This is a genomic window from Streptomyces sp. Ru72 (genome assembly GCF_002920635.1).
In the GTDB taxonomy this organism is placed as follows: Bacteria; Actinomycetota; Actinomycetes; order Streptomycetales; family Streptomycetaceae; genus Streptomyces.
In genome coordinates this window covers 49,676-65,202 of the sequence record NZ_PQSR01000004.1, presented here as the reverse complement: position 1 = coordinate 65,202, position 15,527 = coordinate 49,676, and the positions used below count along the sequence as shown (strand labels likewise).

At 70.7% G+C, this 15,527-nt stretch carries 12 protein-coding genes; 6 read left to right on the top strand and 6 right to left on the bottom strand.

The window, feature by feature from the left end:
- Window positions 1–89: 89 nt before the first annotated feature.
- Window positions 90–824 (bottom strand): GPP34 family phosphoprotein, encoded by a 735-nt coding sequence (locus C3488_RS03230; protein WP_103837754.1) that lies wholly within the window; start codon window positions 822–824, stop codon window positions 90–92.
- Between the two features lie 198 nt (window positions 825–1,022).
- Here C3488_RS03230 and C3488_RS03225 point away from each other — a divergent pair, with 198 nt between their 5' ends.
- Window positions 1,023–3,413 carry a D-alanyl-D-alanine carboxypeptidase family protein gene (locus C3488_RS03225; RefSeq protein WP_258053268.1) on the top strand — a complete coding sequence of 797 codons (2,391 nt, stop codon included), beginning with the start codon at window positions 1,023–1,025 and terminating at the stop codon, window positions 3,411–3,413.
- 190 nt (window positions 3,414–3,603) lie between these two features.
- Window positions 3,604–5,589, top strand: coding sequence for an MFS transporter (locus tag C3488_RS03220; protein WP_258053267.1), 1,986 nt, complete (start codon window positions 3,604–3,606; stop codon window positions 5,587–5,589).
- Window positions 5,590–6,834: 1,245 nt separating this feature from the next.
- Here the strand turns inward: C3488_RS03220 and C3488_RS03210 are convergent.
- From C3488_RS03210 to C3488_RS03195, 4 genes are all read right to left on the bottom strand, one after another.
- Window positions 6,835–7,860: an IPT/TIG domain-containing protein gene (locus C3488_RS03210; protein ID WP_103837750.1), complete on the bottom strand. Its 1,026-nt coding sequence runs from the start codon at window positions 7,858–7,860 to the stop codon at window positions 6,835–6,837.
- A gap of 146 nt (window positions 7,861–8,006) precedes the next feature.
- Window positions 8,007–8,753 carry an IPT/TIG domain-containing protein gene (locus tag C3488_RS03205; RefSeq protein WP_103837749.1) on the bottom strand — a complete coding sequence of 249 codons (747 nt, stop codon included), beginning with the start codon at window positions 8,751–8,753 and terminating at the stop codon, window positions 8,007–8,009.
- A gap of 798 nt (window positions 8,754–9,551) precedes the next feature.
- Window positions 9,552–10,064, bottom strand: coding sequence for a glutathione peroxidase (locus tag C3488_RS03200; RefSeq protein WP_103837748.1), 513 nt, complete (start codon window positions 10,062–10,064; stop codon window positions 9,552–9,554).
- 45 nt (window positions 10,065–10,109) lie between these two features.
- Complete coding sequence (locus C3488_RS03195) at window positions 10,110–11,078, bottom strand: winged helix-turn-helix domain-containing protein (RefSeq protein WP_103837747.1); 969 nt, start codon at window positions 11,076–11,078, stop codon at window positions 10,110–10,112.
- An 88-nt stretch (window positions 11,079–11,166) separates the two neighbouring features.
- On the opposite strand from C3488_RS03195, the gene C3488_RS03190 reads away from it, so the two are divergent.
- Together C3488_RS03190 and C3488_RS03185 are read left to right on the top strand one after the other, a co-directional pair.
- Window positions 11,167–12,396, top strand: a complete 1,230-nt coding sequence (locus C3488_RS03190; RefSeq protein ID WP_103837746.1) for an MFS transporter — start codon at window positions 11,167–11,169, stop codon at window positions 12,394–12,396.
- Window positions 12,397–12,549: 153 nt separating this feature from the next.
- Window positions 12,550–13,032, top strand: coding sequence for a DUF1203 domain-containing protein (locus tag C3488_RS03185; protein WP_103837745.1), 483 nt, complete (start codon window positions 12,550–12,552; stop codon window positions 13,030–13,032).
- A gap of 13 nt (window positions 13,033–13,045) precedes the next feature.
- Here the strand turns inward: C3488_RS03185 and C3488_RS03180 are convergent, their stop codons facing one another.
- Complete coding sequence (locus C3488_RS03180) at window positions 13,046–13,717, bottom strand: nucleotidyl transferase AbiEii/AbiGii toxin family protein (protein ID WP_103837744.1); 672 nt, start codon at window positions 13,715–13,717, stop codon at window positions 13,046–13,048.
- Window positions 13,718–14,023: 306 nt separating this feature from the next.
- Here C3488_RS03180 and C3488_RS03175 point away from each other — a divergent pair, with 306 nt between their 5' ends.
- A complete protein-coding gene (locus C3488_RS03175) occupies window positions 14,024–14,581 on the top strand; it encodes a DinB family protein (protein WP_103837743.1) in 558 nt (185 codons plus the stop codon).
- Window positions 14,582–14,666: 85 nt separating this feature from the next.
- Window positions 14,667–15,236 (top strand): DinB family protein, encoded by a 570-nt coding sequence (locus tag C3488_RS03170; protein ID WP_103837742.1) that lies wholly within the window; start codon window positions 14,667–14,669, stop codon window positions 15,234–15,236.
- The last annotated feature ends 291 nt before the right edge of the window (window positions 15,237–15,527 follow it).

The following is a 15,527-nucleotide window of genomic DNA, read 5'->3' as shown; positions in this document are numbered from 1 at the left end:
GCACACTGCGGTCCCGCTGTCCTGCCGTACCGATTCCGCTGGTTCGGCAGGGGGCGTGCCGTCGTGCCGCTGAGCCGTGGGGCCTCGGCTCAGTGGGCGACGACGCGCGCCATGGATCCGTGGCGTGGCTGCATCGGAACACCGCGGACGGGTTCCGCCGCGGACCTGGCGCCGGCGGCCGGGTTGCGGCGCGGCTGTGCGCCCGCGCCGTTCTGGACGTCCATCACGGCGTGCGCCACGAGGCCGCCCATGGGGTCGTGCCTGATCAGATCCCGCAGCCGGGAACGGGACGAGCGGCCCTCGTTGCCCGGGTACAGGTGCTTGCCGAGACCGACCGCGTGGGCCAGTGCGGCAAGCGCCGCGGTCCGCGGGTCCGGCGGAACGCCGGTACGGATCGCGGAATCCAGCCGGGACCTGATCTCCCGGCTGATGGCGGTGTCGGTCGCCTGGTACCGAGTCGTCGGCAACACCCCGCACATCTGGCCGGGCACGGCGTGGACCATGCCGCACCGTTCCAGATGCGAGAGGTAGGTCTGGCGGAGCCCGAGACGGGGCCCGCCGATCCAGTGGACCGCCCGTACCGGGGCGCCGCGCCTGCGCAGCAACTCCAAAGCACAGTCCAAAGTCGGATCTCCAGTCGGCCGTGGCACCACCACGGCGATACGATCCCCGTCTGGGGCTATCCGTCCGGCCAGCGCCAGCTCCACTAGCTGTGCTCCGGCCAGACCGAGGTCGAGCGACTGCGGCTGCGCAGTGGTACCCGTGGCCGGGTCCAGTGCCAGCAGCAGAAGCTCCTCCGGAAGTGTTCTGCGGCTCCTGCCCATCCATGCCTCCCCGCGTGGATGAGAGACAGGGTGACCCCTCTCACATTGGTCTGTCGAGGGTGCGTGACCGGAATGTAGTGGAACCGGTAGGTATGTCGTTCTCGTCTAGCGCAGGGGTCAATCCCTCACACAGGACACTGGTACATGGTTCGGGCAGCGGTGTCCGGGCGGCGGTTCACGGTTGGGCAAGGCGCGCACGTGGGTGCGCGGCGCACGGAGGAGGCATCGGTGGCGGGCGAGTCCCCCGACAGGTCGAAGCAGCAGGGGTCGTCGGCGGAGACGACGTCGGGGAGCGGGGCTCCGGTTCCGGGGCCGGCCAAGGCCGGACGCGACCCGAGGCTCGCGCTGACCGGCGAGAAGGTGCGGGTCGACCAGGCTACGACGGTGATCTCGACCAAGTCGCTGCGAGGAGGCTCCGCCGGTACGGCTGTTGAGGAGGCCGAGGAGACCGAGGAGGGCACGGGTCCCGCGGACACGGCGGACTCCGGTGCCGAGGGGGTCGACGGCGAGGCGCGGGAGCGTGCGGCGCTGGCCTCTTGGGTGCGGAGCGCCGAGGAGGACGCGGTCGAGGAGAAGTCCGGGGCGGAGGCCGGGGCGGAGCCCGAGCGGGAGTCGCCGGAGGAGCCCCAGGGCGGGTCTTCCGACGTCGACGCTCCCGAAGGGGAGCCGGAGGCCGAGGGGGCCGCCGAAGAGGGCGACACCGACGACACCGACGCCGGCGACGCCGAGCCTGCGACCTCCGAAGCCGAGAGCGGGCCCGAAGACCTCTCCGAGTCCGAAGGAGAGCGGCCAGGGCAGGAAAAGAAGCAAGACGACGAAGAGGCTGAAGAAGAGGGCGAAGAGGAAGAAGGGAAGGAATCGGAGGCAGAGGGCGACTCCGACTCCGGGCCCATGTCCGACTCCGGGCCCATGTCCGACTCCGACTCGGACGACAAGAAGGACCCCGAACCTCCCATAGACCAGCCCACCGCCGTCTTCAAGGCCGTGCGGCCGCCCGCCGTCGACCAGCCCACCACCATGCTCAAGGTGGGCGACGCCAAGCCCTCCGAGAGGTCCGGCCCTTCTTGGGTGGACAGGTCGGCCAAGTCGGACAAGCCCGAGTCCGACGCCGAACGCACCAGCAAGTTCGTCCCGTTGAAGTCGCTGGACGACCCCGGACCCGCGCCGGCCGGTCGTTCGCAGGCCAAACCCGCGCAGTCGGCCTCCACGGGGCCGAAGTCCGCCGCGGGCCCCGCCGACGCGACCACCGCCATGCCCCAGGTCGGACCCGAGCGCACCGCCCAGCAGCCGATCCCGCCCAAGCCGCCGCTGGATCTGCTCGCTGAGCTGACCAACACCCCGCCGCCCCCGGAGACTCCGGTCCGCACCGTTGTGCGGCGCATCAAGATCTGGTCGCCACTGGTCGTTCTGCTCCTGATCATCTTTGCGATCGCGCAGATCGTCCGTCCGCTGCCGGCCCCGGCCCTCGTGCTGACGGCCGGCGAAACGTACACCTTCAAGGGCGGGAAGCTCGACCTGCCCTGGCCGGGCCAGGGCCAGTCGGCCATAGAGGTCGAGGGCGTGGGCGTGATCGGCACCGAGGGTCAGCAGAGCCCGAAGCCGATCGCGAGCGTTGCCAAGATCATGACGGCGTACGTCACGCTCCAGGGGCACCCGCTCACGGGGAACCAGGGCGGCCCGACCATCACCGCCGACCAGCAGGCCGAGGACGACTCGAAGAAGGAGGACGAGTCGACGGCGGCCATGAAGAAGGGCCAGAAGTTCACCGAGCGGCAGATGCTGCAGATGCTGATGATCCCGTCGGGGAACAACGTCGCGCGGCTGCTGGCCCGCTGGGACTCCGACAACCAGACCTTCGTCGGCAAGATGAACGCCGCCGCGAAGAAGCTGGGCATGACCCACACGACGTACACGGACCCGAGCGGCCTGGACAAGACGACCGTGAGCACGGCCGTCGACCAGTTGAAGCTGGCGAAGGCGGTCATGCAGAACGAGGTGTTCCGCAGCATCGTCGCGATGGCCAAGGCGGACATCCCCGGCCTGGACAAGCCGATATACAACAACAACGACCTGCTGGTGAGGCAGGTCGGCGTGATCGGTCTGAAGACCGGTTCGTCGACCCCGGCCGGCGGCAACCTGGTGTGGGCGGCGACCAAGGTGGTCGACGGCAAGACGCGGACGGTCTACGGCGCCGTCCTCAACCAGGACGCCCACACCGGCCGCGTCTGGGACAGCCTGCAACTCGCGCTGACCGACAGCCAGAAACTGATCAACACCGTCCAGCAGAGCCTGACGGCCGCCATCGTGGTGAAGAAGGGTGAAGTCGTCGGGTACGTGGACGACCAGCTCGGCGGGAGGACGCCGGTGGTGGCCACCGAGACCCTGACGGCGGTCGGCTGGCCGGGCCTGAGGACCAAGCTGTCGATCGGTGACGACGGCACGGCGGTTCCGCACGAGGCGAAGGCCGGCAAGGTCGTCGGCAAGCTCACGGTCGGCGATGGTTCCAGTCACGCGGTGACGGTCCCGGTCGCTCTCCAGAAGGACCTGGCCGAGCCGGGCTTCAAGGACAAACTGACCCGCCTCGGCTGAACCGGGCGCCCCGGTACACAGCGGCACCCCGCACACCCCGCCGCGGAGCCCCACCCCGGGGCCCCTCGGCGGGGTGCGTGCTAGCGTCACGAATCGGGACAGGTCGCCGGTCGCGGAGACGCGGCCGGTGAAGCGGGAGCGAACGGGACGCGACCGAGAACGGAAGACGGGACACGGGGAGTGCCTTCAGGTGGCCACAGCGGAGCCGACACACGCCGACGACGCCGACCGGGAACACCACCCGGACGGCTCACCGGGACCGCGAATACCGCTGGGCGCACCCACCTCTGACCCACCGGCCCGACAGGTTCCCCAGGCCCCGGTCCCGACCCCGGCGCCCCCGGTTCCCGCAGCCCCGGCCACCGACCCCCAGCCTCCCGTCCAGGACGCTCCGAAGGCATCGGGACCCCTCCGCGCCCTGGCCGCCCGTCTGGGCTCCTCCCGCGCGGCCGACCTGGCCCGTCGCCATCCCGCCCTCGCCGTCACGGTCCTCGCCGGAGTGCTGCACCTCATCTGGTTCTTCACCTTCGCGAACAGTGGCGGGGACCTCGCGGCGCAGGACGCGTGGGCGGAGTTCGTCGGCCGGCACCCCGACTCGGCGTACAACCTCGCCTGGTACGGGGGCATGCACCCGGTGTCGTACAGCGTCGTGTCGCCGTACCTGATGTCGGTGCTCGGCGTCCGTACGACGATGATGATCGCCGGGACGGCCTCGGCCGGCCTGCTGACGCTGATCCTCATCCGCAGCCGTGCCGTCCGCGAGCCGTGGTGGCCGGCCCTCGCCGGGGTGTTCGGACTCCTGTGCAACGCCATCTCGGGCCGCGTCACATTCGGCCTCGGCATGGTGTTCGCGCTGGGCGCGACGGCGGCCGTGTTCTGCTGGCCTTACCGCTGGCGTCACAAACGCTGGGCGAAGGCGCTGTCCGCGGCGTCGCTGGCCGCGCTGGCCACGATGTCGTCCCCGGTGGCGGGCCTGTTCGTGGGCCTGGTCGCGGTGGCGCTGTTCCTGCAGAAGCGCCGCCCCGGCGCGTGGGCGCTGGGCCTGGCCCCCACGGCCGTGGTGGCCCTGTCCGCGTGGCTGTTCCCGTTCTCCGGCACCCAACCGATGACCTGGGCGTCGACGATCCTGCCCTTCCTCTTCTCGGCCCTGGTATGGGTCGTGGTGCCGAAGGAGTGGCGGACGGTACGGATCACGGCGGCGGTGTACGGGCTGTCCGTCCTGCTCGTCTGGCTGATCAGCTCCCAGATCGGTTCCAACATCACGCGCCTGGCGATGCTGTTCGCGGGGGTGGCGCTGGTCGCGGCGCTGCCGTTCACGGTGCCGCGCAGCCGGAAGTGGTACGCCGTCGTGGTGGCGCTCACCGGCTTCGTCGTCTGGATCGGCGTCAAGACGGTCGACGACATCATCCACACCACTCCGGCGGCGTCCTGGGCGCACGAGCTGGCGCCGCTGGTCCACCAGCTCCAGGTGGTCGGCGCGGAGAAGGGCCGCGTAGAGGTGGTCCCGGCGCGCTCGCACCGCGAGGCCTCCGCGCTGGCGCCATACGTCAACCTGGCCCGCGGCTGGAACCGCCAGGCCGACATGGAACGCAACCCGCTCTTCTACGACGACACGCTGAACTCGGCGAACTACCACGCCTGGCTGCAGCGCTGGGCCGTGCACTACGTGGTGCTGCCGAAGGGCGAGCCCGACGGCGACGGCGGCGAACGCGAACGCGAGCTCGTGCAGCGCGGCATGCCGTACCTGAAGCAGATCTGGGGCGACGCCAACTGGCAGCTGTTCGCGGTGACGGACCCGACCCCGCTGGCGGATCCACCGGCGGTGGTCGACCGGGCGGAACAGGGCGAGTTGACGATCCAGGTGAAGAAGGCGGGCCGCGTCCTCATCCGCGTCCCGTACTCGCCATGGCTGGGCCTGGTCGACACCGAGGGCAAGGGCGTGAAGCCGCCGCAGGAGACGGATGCCTCCAAACACCGCCCCCAGGGCACCCCGAAGACGTACGACAACGTCAACGGCTGCCTGATGGAAGCCCCCGAGGACATCTGGGGCGACAAGTGGACAGAACTCCTGGCACCCCGGCCGGGCACCTACCGTCTGGCGGCGCCGTATCAGCTGCCGCGAGGGACCGCGTGCCCGGAGGAACTGAAGGAGGACGACCAGTCGTCGGACGGCTGAGGACCGGGCCACGATCAGCCGGCCGGCGGTCGAGGCACTGGCTGCGGGTTGCCGGGCGGGTCGGTGTGGGGGACTCCGGCCCCGTGCCCGGCCGCCGCACCCCGGCTCAGCTCTTCGCGCTCTGCCCCCCTCGCGTCGGTGAGGTGTCCGAGGGGCGTCGTTTCGTCCGTGTCATACCGGCTTTGCCGACGGCAATTGCGCTTTGATCTTCTCATCTCACTTAATCGCGGACAGGCAGTGGAAGGCGTGACGGTTACCGATGAGAAAGATTGTGATCTCGTCGCTGGTTCTGGCAGCAATGGGCATCGGCGCCGCGCATCAGTTACAGGTCCCCGTATCGGCGGTTCGGGGGCCGACGGACACGGTGAGCTCAAAGGTTGCTGCCTCGCAGACAGAGCGGAACGCCCTTCGTGCGGCCATTCGCGGGACTGTCACCGCAAGGGGTGGATTGAGCATCCGCGCCAGACCGATGCCAGAGTCCGCCGAGTTGGGTAGATATCCCCGCGGGGCACGGATCGACATCTCATGCGAGTCACCGGGCGAGAGTGCCGGCAGAGACACGAGGTGGTGGTACAGGCTTGCCGACCGCTCGGGCTGGGTGGCTGCCCGTTACGTCAGAGTCTCGAGCTCCGTGCCGCTGTGCGGGGAGCCGGAGCTCCCAGGGCCGTCAGGGCCGCCAGGACCCACCGGGCCCCAAGGCCCTGCGGGGCCGAAGGGTGATGCAGGTCCTGCGGGGCCCAAAGGTGATGCCGGTCCTGCCGGACCGCAGGGCCAGACCGGACCTGCGGGGCCGAAGGGTGATGCCGGTCCTGCCGGACCGCAGGGCCAGACCGGACCTGCGGGGCCGAAAGGTGACATCGGACCTGCGGGACCGCAGGGCGACACCGGACCTGCCGGACCACAAGGCGACACCGGGCCACAGGGGTCCCCTGGCACCGCCAGCGTCTCCCAGGGACCCGAAGCAGGTGTGACGCTGCTGCCTAGGGAGACGTCGACCTTGGTCTCCGCCTGTGGGACCGGTAAGAAGGCCATTTCCGGTGGTTGGCTCGGGGGCGATGAGGTCATCCCTGTAAACAGCTACCAAAGTCAGACCGCGACCAAGGGTGACAGCTGGACAGTGGAATTCCATAACATCTCTGCCACCCAGAGCTATTCCATCACTGCGTTTGCCTATTGCGCGCCGTGACCGCCCGGCAATACCGCAGACATTTACTTCGCTTCCTGCCTGCGGCAGCTGCCCGCAGGTCAGACGGCGGGGCCTGCGAAGCGGGTGTAGGTCAGCCCGTTGCTGACGCCGGCGGGGGTGAGAACCGTGACGGCGACTGCTCCGGCGGCTCCCGTGGGGGCGACAGCGGTGATGCTGGTGGGAGAGAGCACGGTGAAGGAGGCGGCGGTGGTGCCGAACCGTACGCCAGTGGTCGCGGCGAGATTCGTCCCGGTCAGCGTGACGGCGGTTCCCGCGTATGTGGGCCCCCGGTCCGGTGCCAGGGAGACCAGAGTGGGGGCGTCGAGGTAGACGTAGCTCACAGGGTTGCTGGTGCCGCCGGGGGTGGTCACCGTGACCGCCGCGGCACCGGCTGCGTGGGCAGGGGTCACGGCGGTGATCTGTGTGGCGGAGACGACGGTGAACGATGCCGCCGGGGTCGTGTCGAAGCGGACCGCCGTGGCGCCGACGAGTCCGTTGCCGGTCAGTGTCGTCAGGGTGCCGCCGGCTGAGGCCCCGGATGGGGGCGCGACGTCGGTCAGGGACGGCAGTGCGGCGTAGTAGAAGTAGGTGTTGGGATCGTCCGGGCTGCTGGTGCCGCCGGGTGTGGTCACCGTGACCGCCGCGGCACCAGCCGGGTGGACAGGGGTCACCGCGATGATCCGTGTGGCGGAGAAAACGGCGAACGATGCCGCCGGGGTCGCGTCGAAGCGGACCGCGCCGGCGCCGGTGAAACCGGTGCCTGTCAGCGTCACCGACGTTCCCCCCGAGGTCGGGCCCTGACCGGGCGCCAGAGACGACACGGAGGGGGCCGCGACATAGGTGTAGGAAACGGACTGCGTGCTGGTGCCCTGGCTTGTGGTGACGGCGACGTTGACCGTGCCGGAGCCGGCAGGCGTCACCGCGCTGATCTGGGTGCTGCTCAGGACGGTGAACGAGGCGGCGGCACTACTGCCGAACTGGACGGCTGTCGCGCCGGTGAAGCCGGTACCGGTCACCGTGACGGTGGTCCCGCCGGCCAGCGGCCCCTGGCTGGGACTGACCGAGGAGACGACAGGGGCGGCCATCACTGAACTCCTTCACGCGATGCTGCGGACGAATCCGCATACAGATCGGATCAGCCACAGATGCTGATGGCGGGCGGTAGCCGCCCGGGGGAGGGGAACTGCCACCCGGGCGGCTGTCGGGTGTCTCCCCGTGCCGGGCTGCCGGATCAGATGCCGGGGCCGGTGACGTAGGTGAAGCCGCCGGCCGCGGTTGCGGCCCCGGAGGGGTTGGTCACCACGACGTCGACGGCACCGGCCGTACCGGGCGGGGTGACCGCGGACAGGGTGGTGGGGCTGATGGCGGAGAACGGTGCCGCATTACCACCGAAGGTGACCGAGGTGGTGCTGTCCAGGTTGGTGCCGGTGATGGTCACCGCCGTTCCGCCGGAGGTCGACCCCGAGTTGGGGTTGATGGTTCCGATCGTGGGGTCGTCGACGTAGGTGTAGGACAGTCCGTTGTTGGTGCCGCCGGCGGTCGTCACGCTCACCGCCACCGGTCCGGCCGCAGCGCCCGCCGGTACGACCACGCTGAGGGAACTGTCGGAGTTCACGGTCGGGGTCGCGGTGACCCCCCCGAAGGACACGCTGGTCGCTGTCGAGAGGCCGGCGCCGCGGACGGTGATGGAGTTCCCACCGGCCAGCGGTCCGGAGCTGGAGCTCAGCGAGGACTTGAACGGGGCGCCGACGTAGAAGAACGGCACCGGGTTGCTCGTCCCTCCCGGGGTGGTCACGGTGACCCCGACCGTGCCGGTCCCCGAAGGGGAGACCGCGGTCACCTGGGTCGGTGAGACATTGGTGACGTTCGTCGCCTGCCTGGTGCCGAACGTCACCGCGCTGGTGTTGGCGAGGTTGGTTCCGGTGATGGTCACCAGCGTTCCTCCGCCGGTGGAACCCTGATTCGGAGAGATGGGCATGCCGATACTCCTTGCTCTCTGATGGGGACCTGCGAGGAACCGGTGGAATGGCCAGTCGCCGTCCGCCCCTTCGCAGAGGCAGAGCCGCCAGCAAACGAGCGCCGTCAGCCCTTTCGGGCACTTCAGACGTGGGAGAAGTCGGCTCCGGAATGCTGCCGGGACCGGGGTGCACGGACAGAGAGTCGCGCCGACTCACAGGGCCGAGCGCACGGTAGCCTGTGCCGTTCCCATGGGCATGGAGAAAACCGGCAGCCGCTGCCTGTCTCAACGCTCCCCCGGCACGGGGATGGGCAGCCCGCCGGTTTCACACTCTCAGTGACCCACACCTCCGAACGGGTGACAAGACGCTGTCAGTCGTAATCACCCGAACGGGGTATTTCTGCTTCGCCGCGCCCTTCTGTGCCACCTGTTCTCGTCCGGCAGTCCACCGATGGCGAATTCTGACGGGTGGTACAAACAGCACCTGGGCCAAGTGCGCTCCTCTGTCCGGGTGATGCATTCGCAAACCCCTTGCGAGGCGTTGATGCCAGGGATTTTGATACGAATGTCCAACCGGTGGGCCGCCCATCCTCTCCGGGGATGCGGCAGTTGGCCTGCGTGAAGTTGCCTCCGCGGAGCGTGCGCGGATGCCGGCTTGCCGCGATGGGCACCCCGTAGAGGAACTGGATCCGCTCAGCCGGTGCCGCCCAGGCACCGGCTGATGCGGTTGGGAGGGGCGCGTCGGCCGCGCGGACCCGGCTGTCGGCCCGGGCCCTGCGGCTGTACGACCGCCTCGCCCCGAGGGAAGGTCACCCTCTCCTACGCGAGCTGCGCCTCGATGGCCGCCACGACCTCGGCCGCCTCCGGCTCCGTCTGCGGCGAGAAGCGGGCGACGACCTTGCCGTCCTTCCCGATCAGGAACTTCTCGAAGTTCCAGCGGATGTCCCCGCTGTGCCCCTCGGCATCCGCGTGGCCGACCAGGCGGTCGTACAGCGGGTGCCGTCCCTCCCCGTTGACCTCGATCTTCTCCGTCATCGGGAAGGTCACGCCGTACGTCGCCGAACAGAACTCGGCGATCTCCTCCGCGCTGCCGGGCTCCTGCCCGAGGAACTGGTTGCAGGGCACCCCGAGCACGGTGAAGCCCAGCGGCGCGTACCGCTCCTGCAGCCGCTCCAGACCCGCGTACTGCGGCGTCAGCCCGCACTTGGAGGCCACGTTCACCACCAGGACGGCCTTGCCCGCGTACTGGGACAGGTCCGCGGTACCGCCCTGCAGCGCACCGATCTCGACATCGAGGACTGAGGCACCCGCACCGTTGTCAGTAGTCGTCATGGGCGGATGCTAACTCCGCCGCCCCGCCACCCGGTGATGCGCCCGTCACGCCCGCTGCGCTGTGACGAGTACCTCACCGGCGGCCGTACGCGAATACAGCACCGACCGTCCCGAACGCCGCCGCTCCACCAGCCGCCCGTCCAGCAGCACCTTGAGGTGGCGCCCGACCGAGCCGAGCCCCTGCCCGGTGACGGCGACCAACTGGCTGGTGCTCATCGGGGAGTCCAGCAGTACGAGCACCCGGGCCCGGGCGGGCCCGAGCAGCGCGCCGAGACTCTCCGGTACCACCGTGCGCGTCCCGTCCGCCAGCACGCCCGCGCAGGGATAGACGAGGGCGTACCGGTCGGGTTCCTCCCAGGACACCCAGCCGGCCCGCTGCGGGGTGACGGGGACGAAGACGAGCTGGGCGCCGGAGATCTCACGTGGCGGGTACTCGTGGAGGTTGACCTGGAGCCGGTTCCCGCCGAGCCAGCGGGTCCGGCCCGGCCGCAGGGCGTCCAGCGCGGCGGCCCAGCCGCCGCGGCTCAGCTGCGCGGTCCGGGCGACGACATCGGCCTCCAGGACGCGCCGTCGTCGGTGCCAATACGGCCGGACGGTCCGCGTCCACACGTAGGTGAGCAGGTCGGCCGCGCGTTCGGGCAGGTCGTCGCGGTCGAGGGCGGCGGGGAGAGGTCCGCGCAGGGACACGGCCAGGTGGGCCCGGGCGTCGGCGGGAGAGGCGGAGCGTACGCGCCCCACGCCCTCCTCGAAGGTCTCCCCGTCCCTGGGTGTGGGCGTGAGGAAGTCGGCGATCCACTCCTGGCCGAGCCCGCTGCGGACGAGCAGTCCGGTGACGGGGTCGGCGGCCAACCGCGCCCGGTACGCGGGGAGGTGAGCGTCCAGCCAGGCGCGTTCCCCGGGGTGGGAGGCGGTACCGGCGTGCAGCAGTTTCAGAGCGGCGAACACCTCTGCGAGCGGCGAGAGCAGGAACCGGCTGCCGGCGAGGGTGTCGGCGCTGACGTACCAGAGACCCATGGGCGCCTTCACATCGGGGACGGCCGGAGGTTTCGCGCGTACGCGAAACAATAACGGCCACCCGGGACTCCCCGCCCACACTCCACGCATGCGCAGCTACGCCGACCTCTTCCGCACACGGGAGTTCAGCCCTCTCTTCCTGTCCACCGCCTTCCAGACGGCCGCCTCGACGCTCGGCGGCCTGGCGCTCGGCACGCTGGTCTACCGGGCCACCGACTCGCCCCTGCTCTCCGCGGTGAGCATGTTCGGCCCGCAACTCGCCCAGGTCGTCGGCGCCACGACCCTGCTGTCGGCGGCCGACCGGCTGCCTCCGCGCGCGACGACGGCGGGCATCGCGAGCGCCTTCGCGGTCGGCACGGCGGTGATGGCGACGCCCGGCCTGCCGGTGGGGGCGATCTTCGCGCTGATCTCCGTGCTCGGCCTGATCCAGTCACTCGGCGGTGGAGTCCGCTGGGGCCTGCTCAACGAGATCCTCTCCAAGGACGGCTACCTACTGGGCCGTTCGGCCTTCAACGTGGTGAGCGGCCTGATGCAGATCACCGGTTACGCGACGGGCGGCGTCCTGCTGGCGGTGCTGTCCCCGCGGGCGACGCTGCTGACGGCCTCCGCGCTGTACCTGGCGGCGGCTGGGACGGCCCGCTTCGGCCTGTCCCGCCGGGCGCCGCGCAGCTCCGGCCGCCCCTCCGTCGCGCGGACGTGGCGCACGAACGCGCTGCTGTGGTCGTCGCGCGAGCGCCGCACGACCTACCTCCTGCTGTGGATCCCCAACGGCCTGGTGGTCGGCTGCGAATCGCTCTACGTCTCCTACGCACCGGAGCACGCGGGCGCGCTGTTCGCGTGTGCGGCGTTCGGCATGTTCGTCGGTGACGTGACGACGGGCCGCCTGCTCCCACCCGCGCTGCGCCGCCGCCTCGGCATTCCGTTCCTGCTGGTCCTCGCCGCCCCGTACCTGCTGTTCGCCCTGCATCCCTCGGTACCGGTGGCGGCGGCCTGCGTGGCCCTGGCGTCGATCGGCTTCGCGGCGAGCCTGATCCAGCAGGAGCACCTGATGGCTCTGACCCCACCGGACCTGAGCGGCCACGCCCTCGGCCTGCACTCCGCGGGCATGCTCACGATGCAGGGGGTGAGCGCGACCCTGGCGGGGACGGTGGCTCAACTGACGTCACCCGGACCGGCGATGACGCTGATGGCGGCGGCATCCCTGACGGTGACGGTGACCCTGGCGGCGACCCGCCGCCGACGGCCCACTTCCGCACCGGCGCCCGAGGCCGGCTCCGACGCGCGAGACCGAGGAAGCCGACCCAGGAGCCTCGGGTGAGGGTGAGAGTGACACCGGGGCGGCGGCGCCGGGAGTCGCGGATGTGGATGCGCACGGTGGTGGGGGCAGCCGGTTCCCACCTCGCCCGGCGCTGGTGGACGCCATGTCGGATACCCGCCGGCGTGCAGCACACGGAACCGGGAGCCTGGACGCGTGACTCAGACATCGGCCGCGGCATTCCGTATCCATCCGATCCCCGCTGAGGCATTGGACACCGTCCGCGCCGGTGGGGTCGACGCGCTGGGCAGTCCCGCCGAGCACATCACCGCAGAGGGAGGCGAGCCGCTCCGGTGCTGCCTGCGCGACGCCAGGCCCGGCGACAGGCTGCTGCTCTTCGGGCACCAGCCACCGCTTCCGGCCAGTCCCTACCGGGAGATCGGGGCCGTACTCGCCCATGCGGAAACCTGCGCCGGCCCGGCCGACGTCACCCGCTACCCGCCGGATTGGCGCGGACGCCCGCAGGTGCTGCGGGCGTACGACGAGCGGGGACGGATCCACGACGCGACCACGGTGCACGACGGCCAGAACCCCGAAAAAGTGATCGCCGCACTGCTCGCCGAGCCGGACGTCGTGCAGATCCACAGCCGCAATGTCGCCTGGGGCTGCTACATGTTCACCATCACCCGCCCCGGATGAGGTCAGGGTCGCGTCACTCCTCCTGCGGCGGCTCGCCTTCCACGAGCCGTTCCGCGATGTCGTCCGCCCATCGCTGGGCCCAGCGATGGAGTTCGGCGATCGCGGTCTCGTCGAGGCCGTAGGCGGCGAACTGCGAGTCGTCGAGCCACTCCGCGCCGGTCAGGCGGGCCTGCAGATCGGTGAGGTCGAAGGTGTCACCGGCGTGGCGGCGGGCCAGTTCCTCGAGTTCCGGGTGGCTGAAGCGGTCGGAGGCGGCGTGTACGTCGACGAGGTCGCGGGCGAAACCGCGGTCCGCCAGGGCCCGTACCTTCATGCCGACGACGTCTTCGAGGGAGACGGTCGGGCCGGACTCGGTGACGACCGGCGGATGCCAGAGCGCTTCCTTCAGTACCTGGAGTTCGCACTCCTCACCGGTGGACGGCTCGGTGACGCCGAGCCGCGCGGCGAGGGGGTCCGTTCCCAACGGGCGCACGGCCCAGCCCCGTTCCTCCAGCCCGGCCCTGAGGGCGGATGCGATCTGCTCCATCGGGACGGCGCTCTCGGTGGCGACGTCCACGTCGCGGCTGGGCCGGTCCACCAACCCATGCGCCCGCACCGCGTCCCCACCGGCGAGCGCCAGGGCGTACGGCGCACCGACGGCGAGGACGTCGGCCAGCAGCCGTCGATGCGGTTCGGCGAGCTTCACGCGGTCTCAACCAGGGTCAGTCGGGGGAGGGGCACTCCGATTATGTCCGCCATTCCGGCCGGGAGCGCGTCGACTCGAAGGCGTGGGCGTGTCCGGACCCGCCGCCCGCGCCGGGTGTGCGACTCGCTCAGCGGCGCGAGAAGCCACGTGATCCTCGGCGGCTCTCCGGCATTCAGGTCAGGCATTCAGGTCGGGTAATTGGTTCAGTCATTTAGGTCAGGATCAGACCGCTATCGCGCCTACCGTCGCTCCGGCGCGTGCAGCGCCGAGCTCCAGGCTCACTGGACACCCAGGAAGGCGGACACCATGACTTTCGACGAGCCGACCACGCCCGACCGGCCCCACGCGCCGGCGGTCACCGGCGAGCGTGCCGACCTGTTGGCGGTCCTCGCCAAGCACCGGGACCTGCTGCGCCTGACCACACGCGAGCTCACCGACGAGCAGGCCGGGCGCCGCACCACCGTCAGCGAGCTGTGCCTGGGCGGCCTGGTCAAGCACGTCACATCGGTCGAGCGGACCTGGGCCGCCTTCATCCTGGAAGGACCCTCCGCGGTAGGCGACTTCACCGCCATGACCGAGGCCGACTGGGCGCGCCGGGCCGACGATTTCCGGATGCTGCCCGGTGAGACGCTGGCGGGTGTGCTGGCCGACTACGCCGAGGCGGCACGCCGGACCGACGAGCTGGTCGCCGGCCTGCCCGATCTGGACGCCACCCAGCCGCTGCCCGAAACGCCGTGGCCCCGGCCCGACGAACGGTGGTCGGCCCGCCGGGTGCTGCTGCACATCATCTCGGAGACCGCCCAGCACTCGGGCCACGCCGACATCATCCGGGAGTGCCTGGACGGCGCCAAGTCCATGGGCTGATCCGAGGCGGGCGTCTCGATCCGACGCCACCGTGGCGTCACCTGAGCGGGAACTCGGTGGCGAGCCCGGGCCGTCACCGACGAACATGCGAAGCATGACTGACCAACCCGCGCGATGGACCCAGGCGACCGTCTACCCCGACATGTGGGCCGATCCGGACGACGACCCCCGCAACAGCGAAGGCCCCAGTCCGGACGGCGAGCTTGCCACGCTCCAGGACTTCCTGGCGAACTACCGCATGACCCTGCGGATGAAGTGCGAGGGCCTGGACGCGGAGCAACTGGCCCGCCGGTCGGTTCCGCCGTCGACGATGTCGCTGCTCGGCCTGGTCCGGCACCTCGCCGAGGTGGAACGGGACTGGCGCAACTGGATCAGCGACGGTGACCCGCTCCCGAAGCTGTACGGTCAGCGTGACGCGGACTTCGACGGAGCTGTCGCCGAACAGGCCGTGGTCGACGCCGCGTACGCCGATCTGGAGCGCGAACAGGCCGCGACCGACGCCGCGCTGGCCGGGCACCCGGACCTGGGCGAGCGCCTGGGGAAGGAAAGGATCGCGGTTCGGGAGCTGATGGTGCACAGGATCGAGGAGTACGCCCGTCACTGCGGGCACGCCGATCTGCTGCGCGAGTGCGTCGACGGAAGGGTGGGTCAGTAAGGGGGCCCGTGGCCCGCACCCGGTCCAGCAGCTGCCCACCCAGAAGGCACCCGCTTGAGCAGTGAGGTCGTCGCCCCCGGCCGGGCGCCGGGGGCAGCCCACCTCCGTCGCGGTACCGGCGGCCGGGGGTGCGCCCTCCGTGCACCCCGAGTCTCGGCAAGACCCCCCTCCGATCCCACGGGGCCCGGCACGGCCCTCGCGCAACCGCGCCCTCGAACACCGTCCGGGTCCGCAAGGCGCCACCACCCCCACCGCGTGTAAGAGGTGACGTCCGACCACGAAAGGACACAC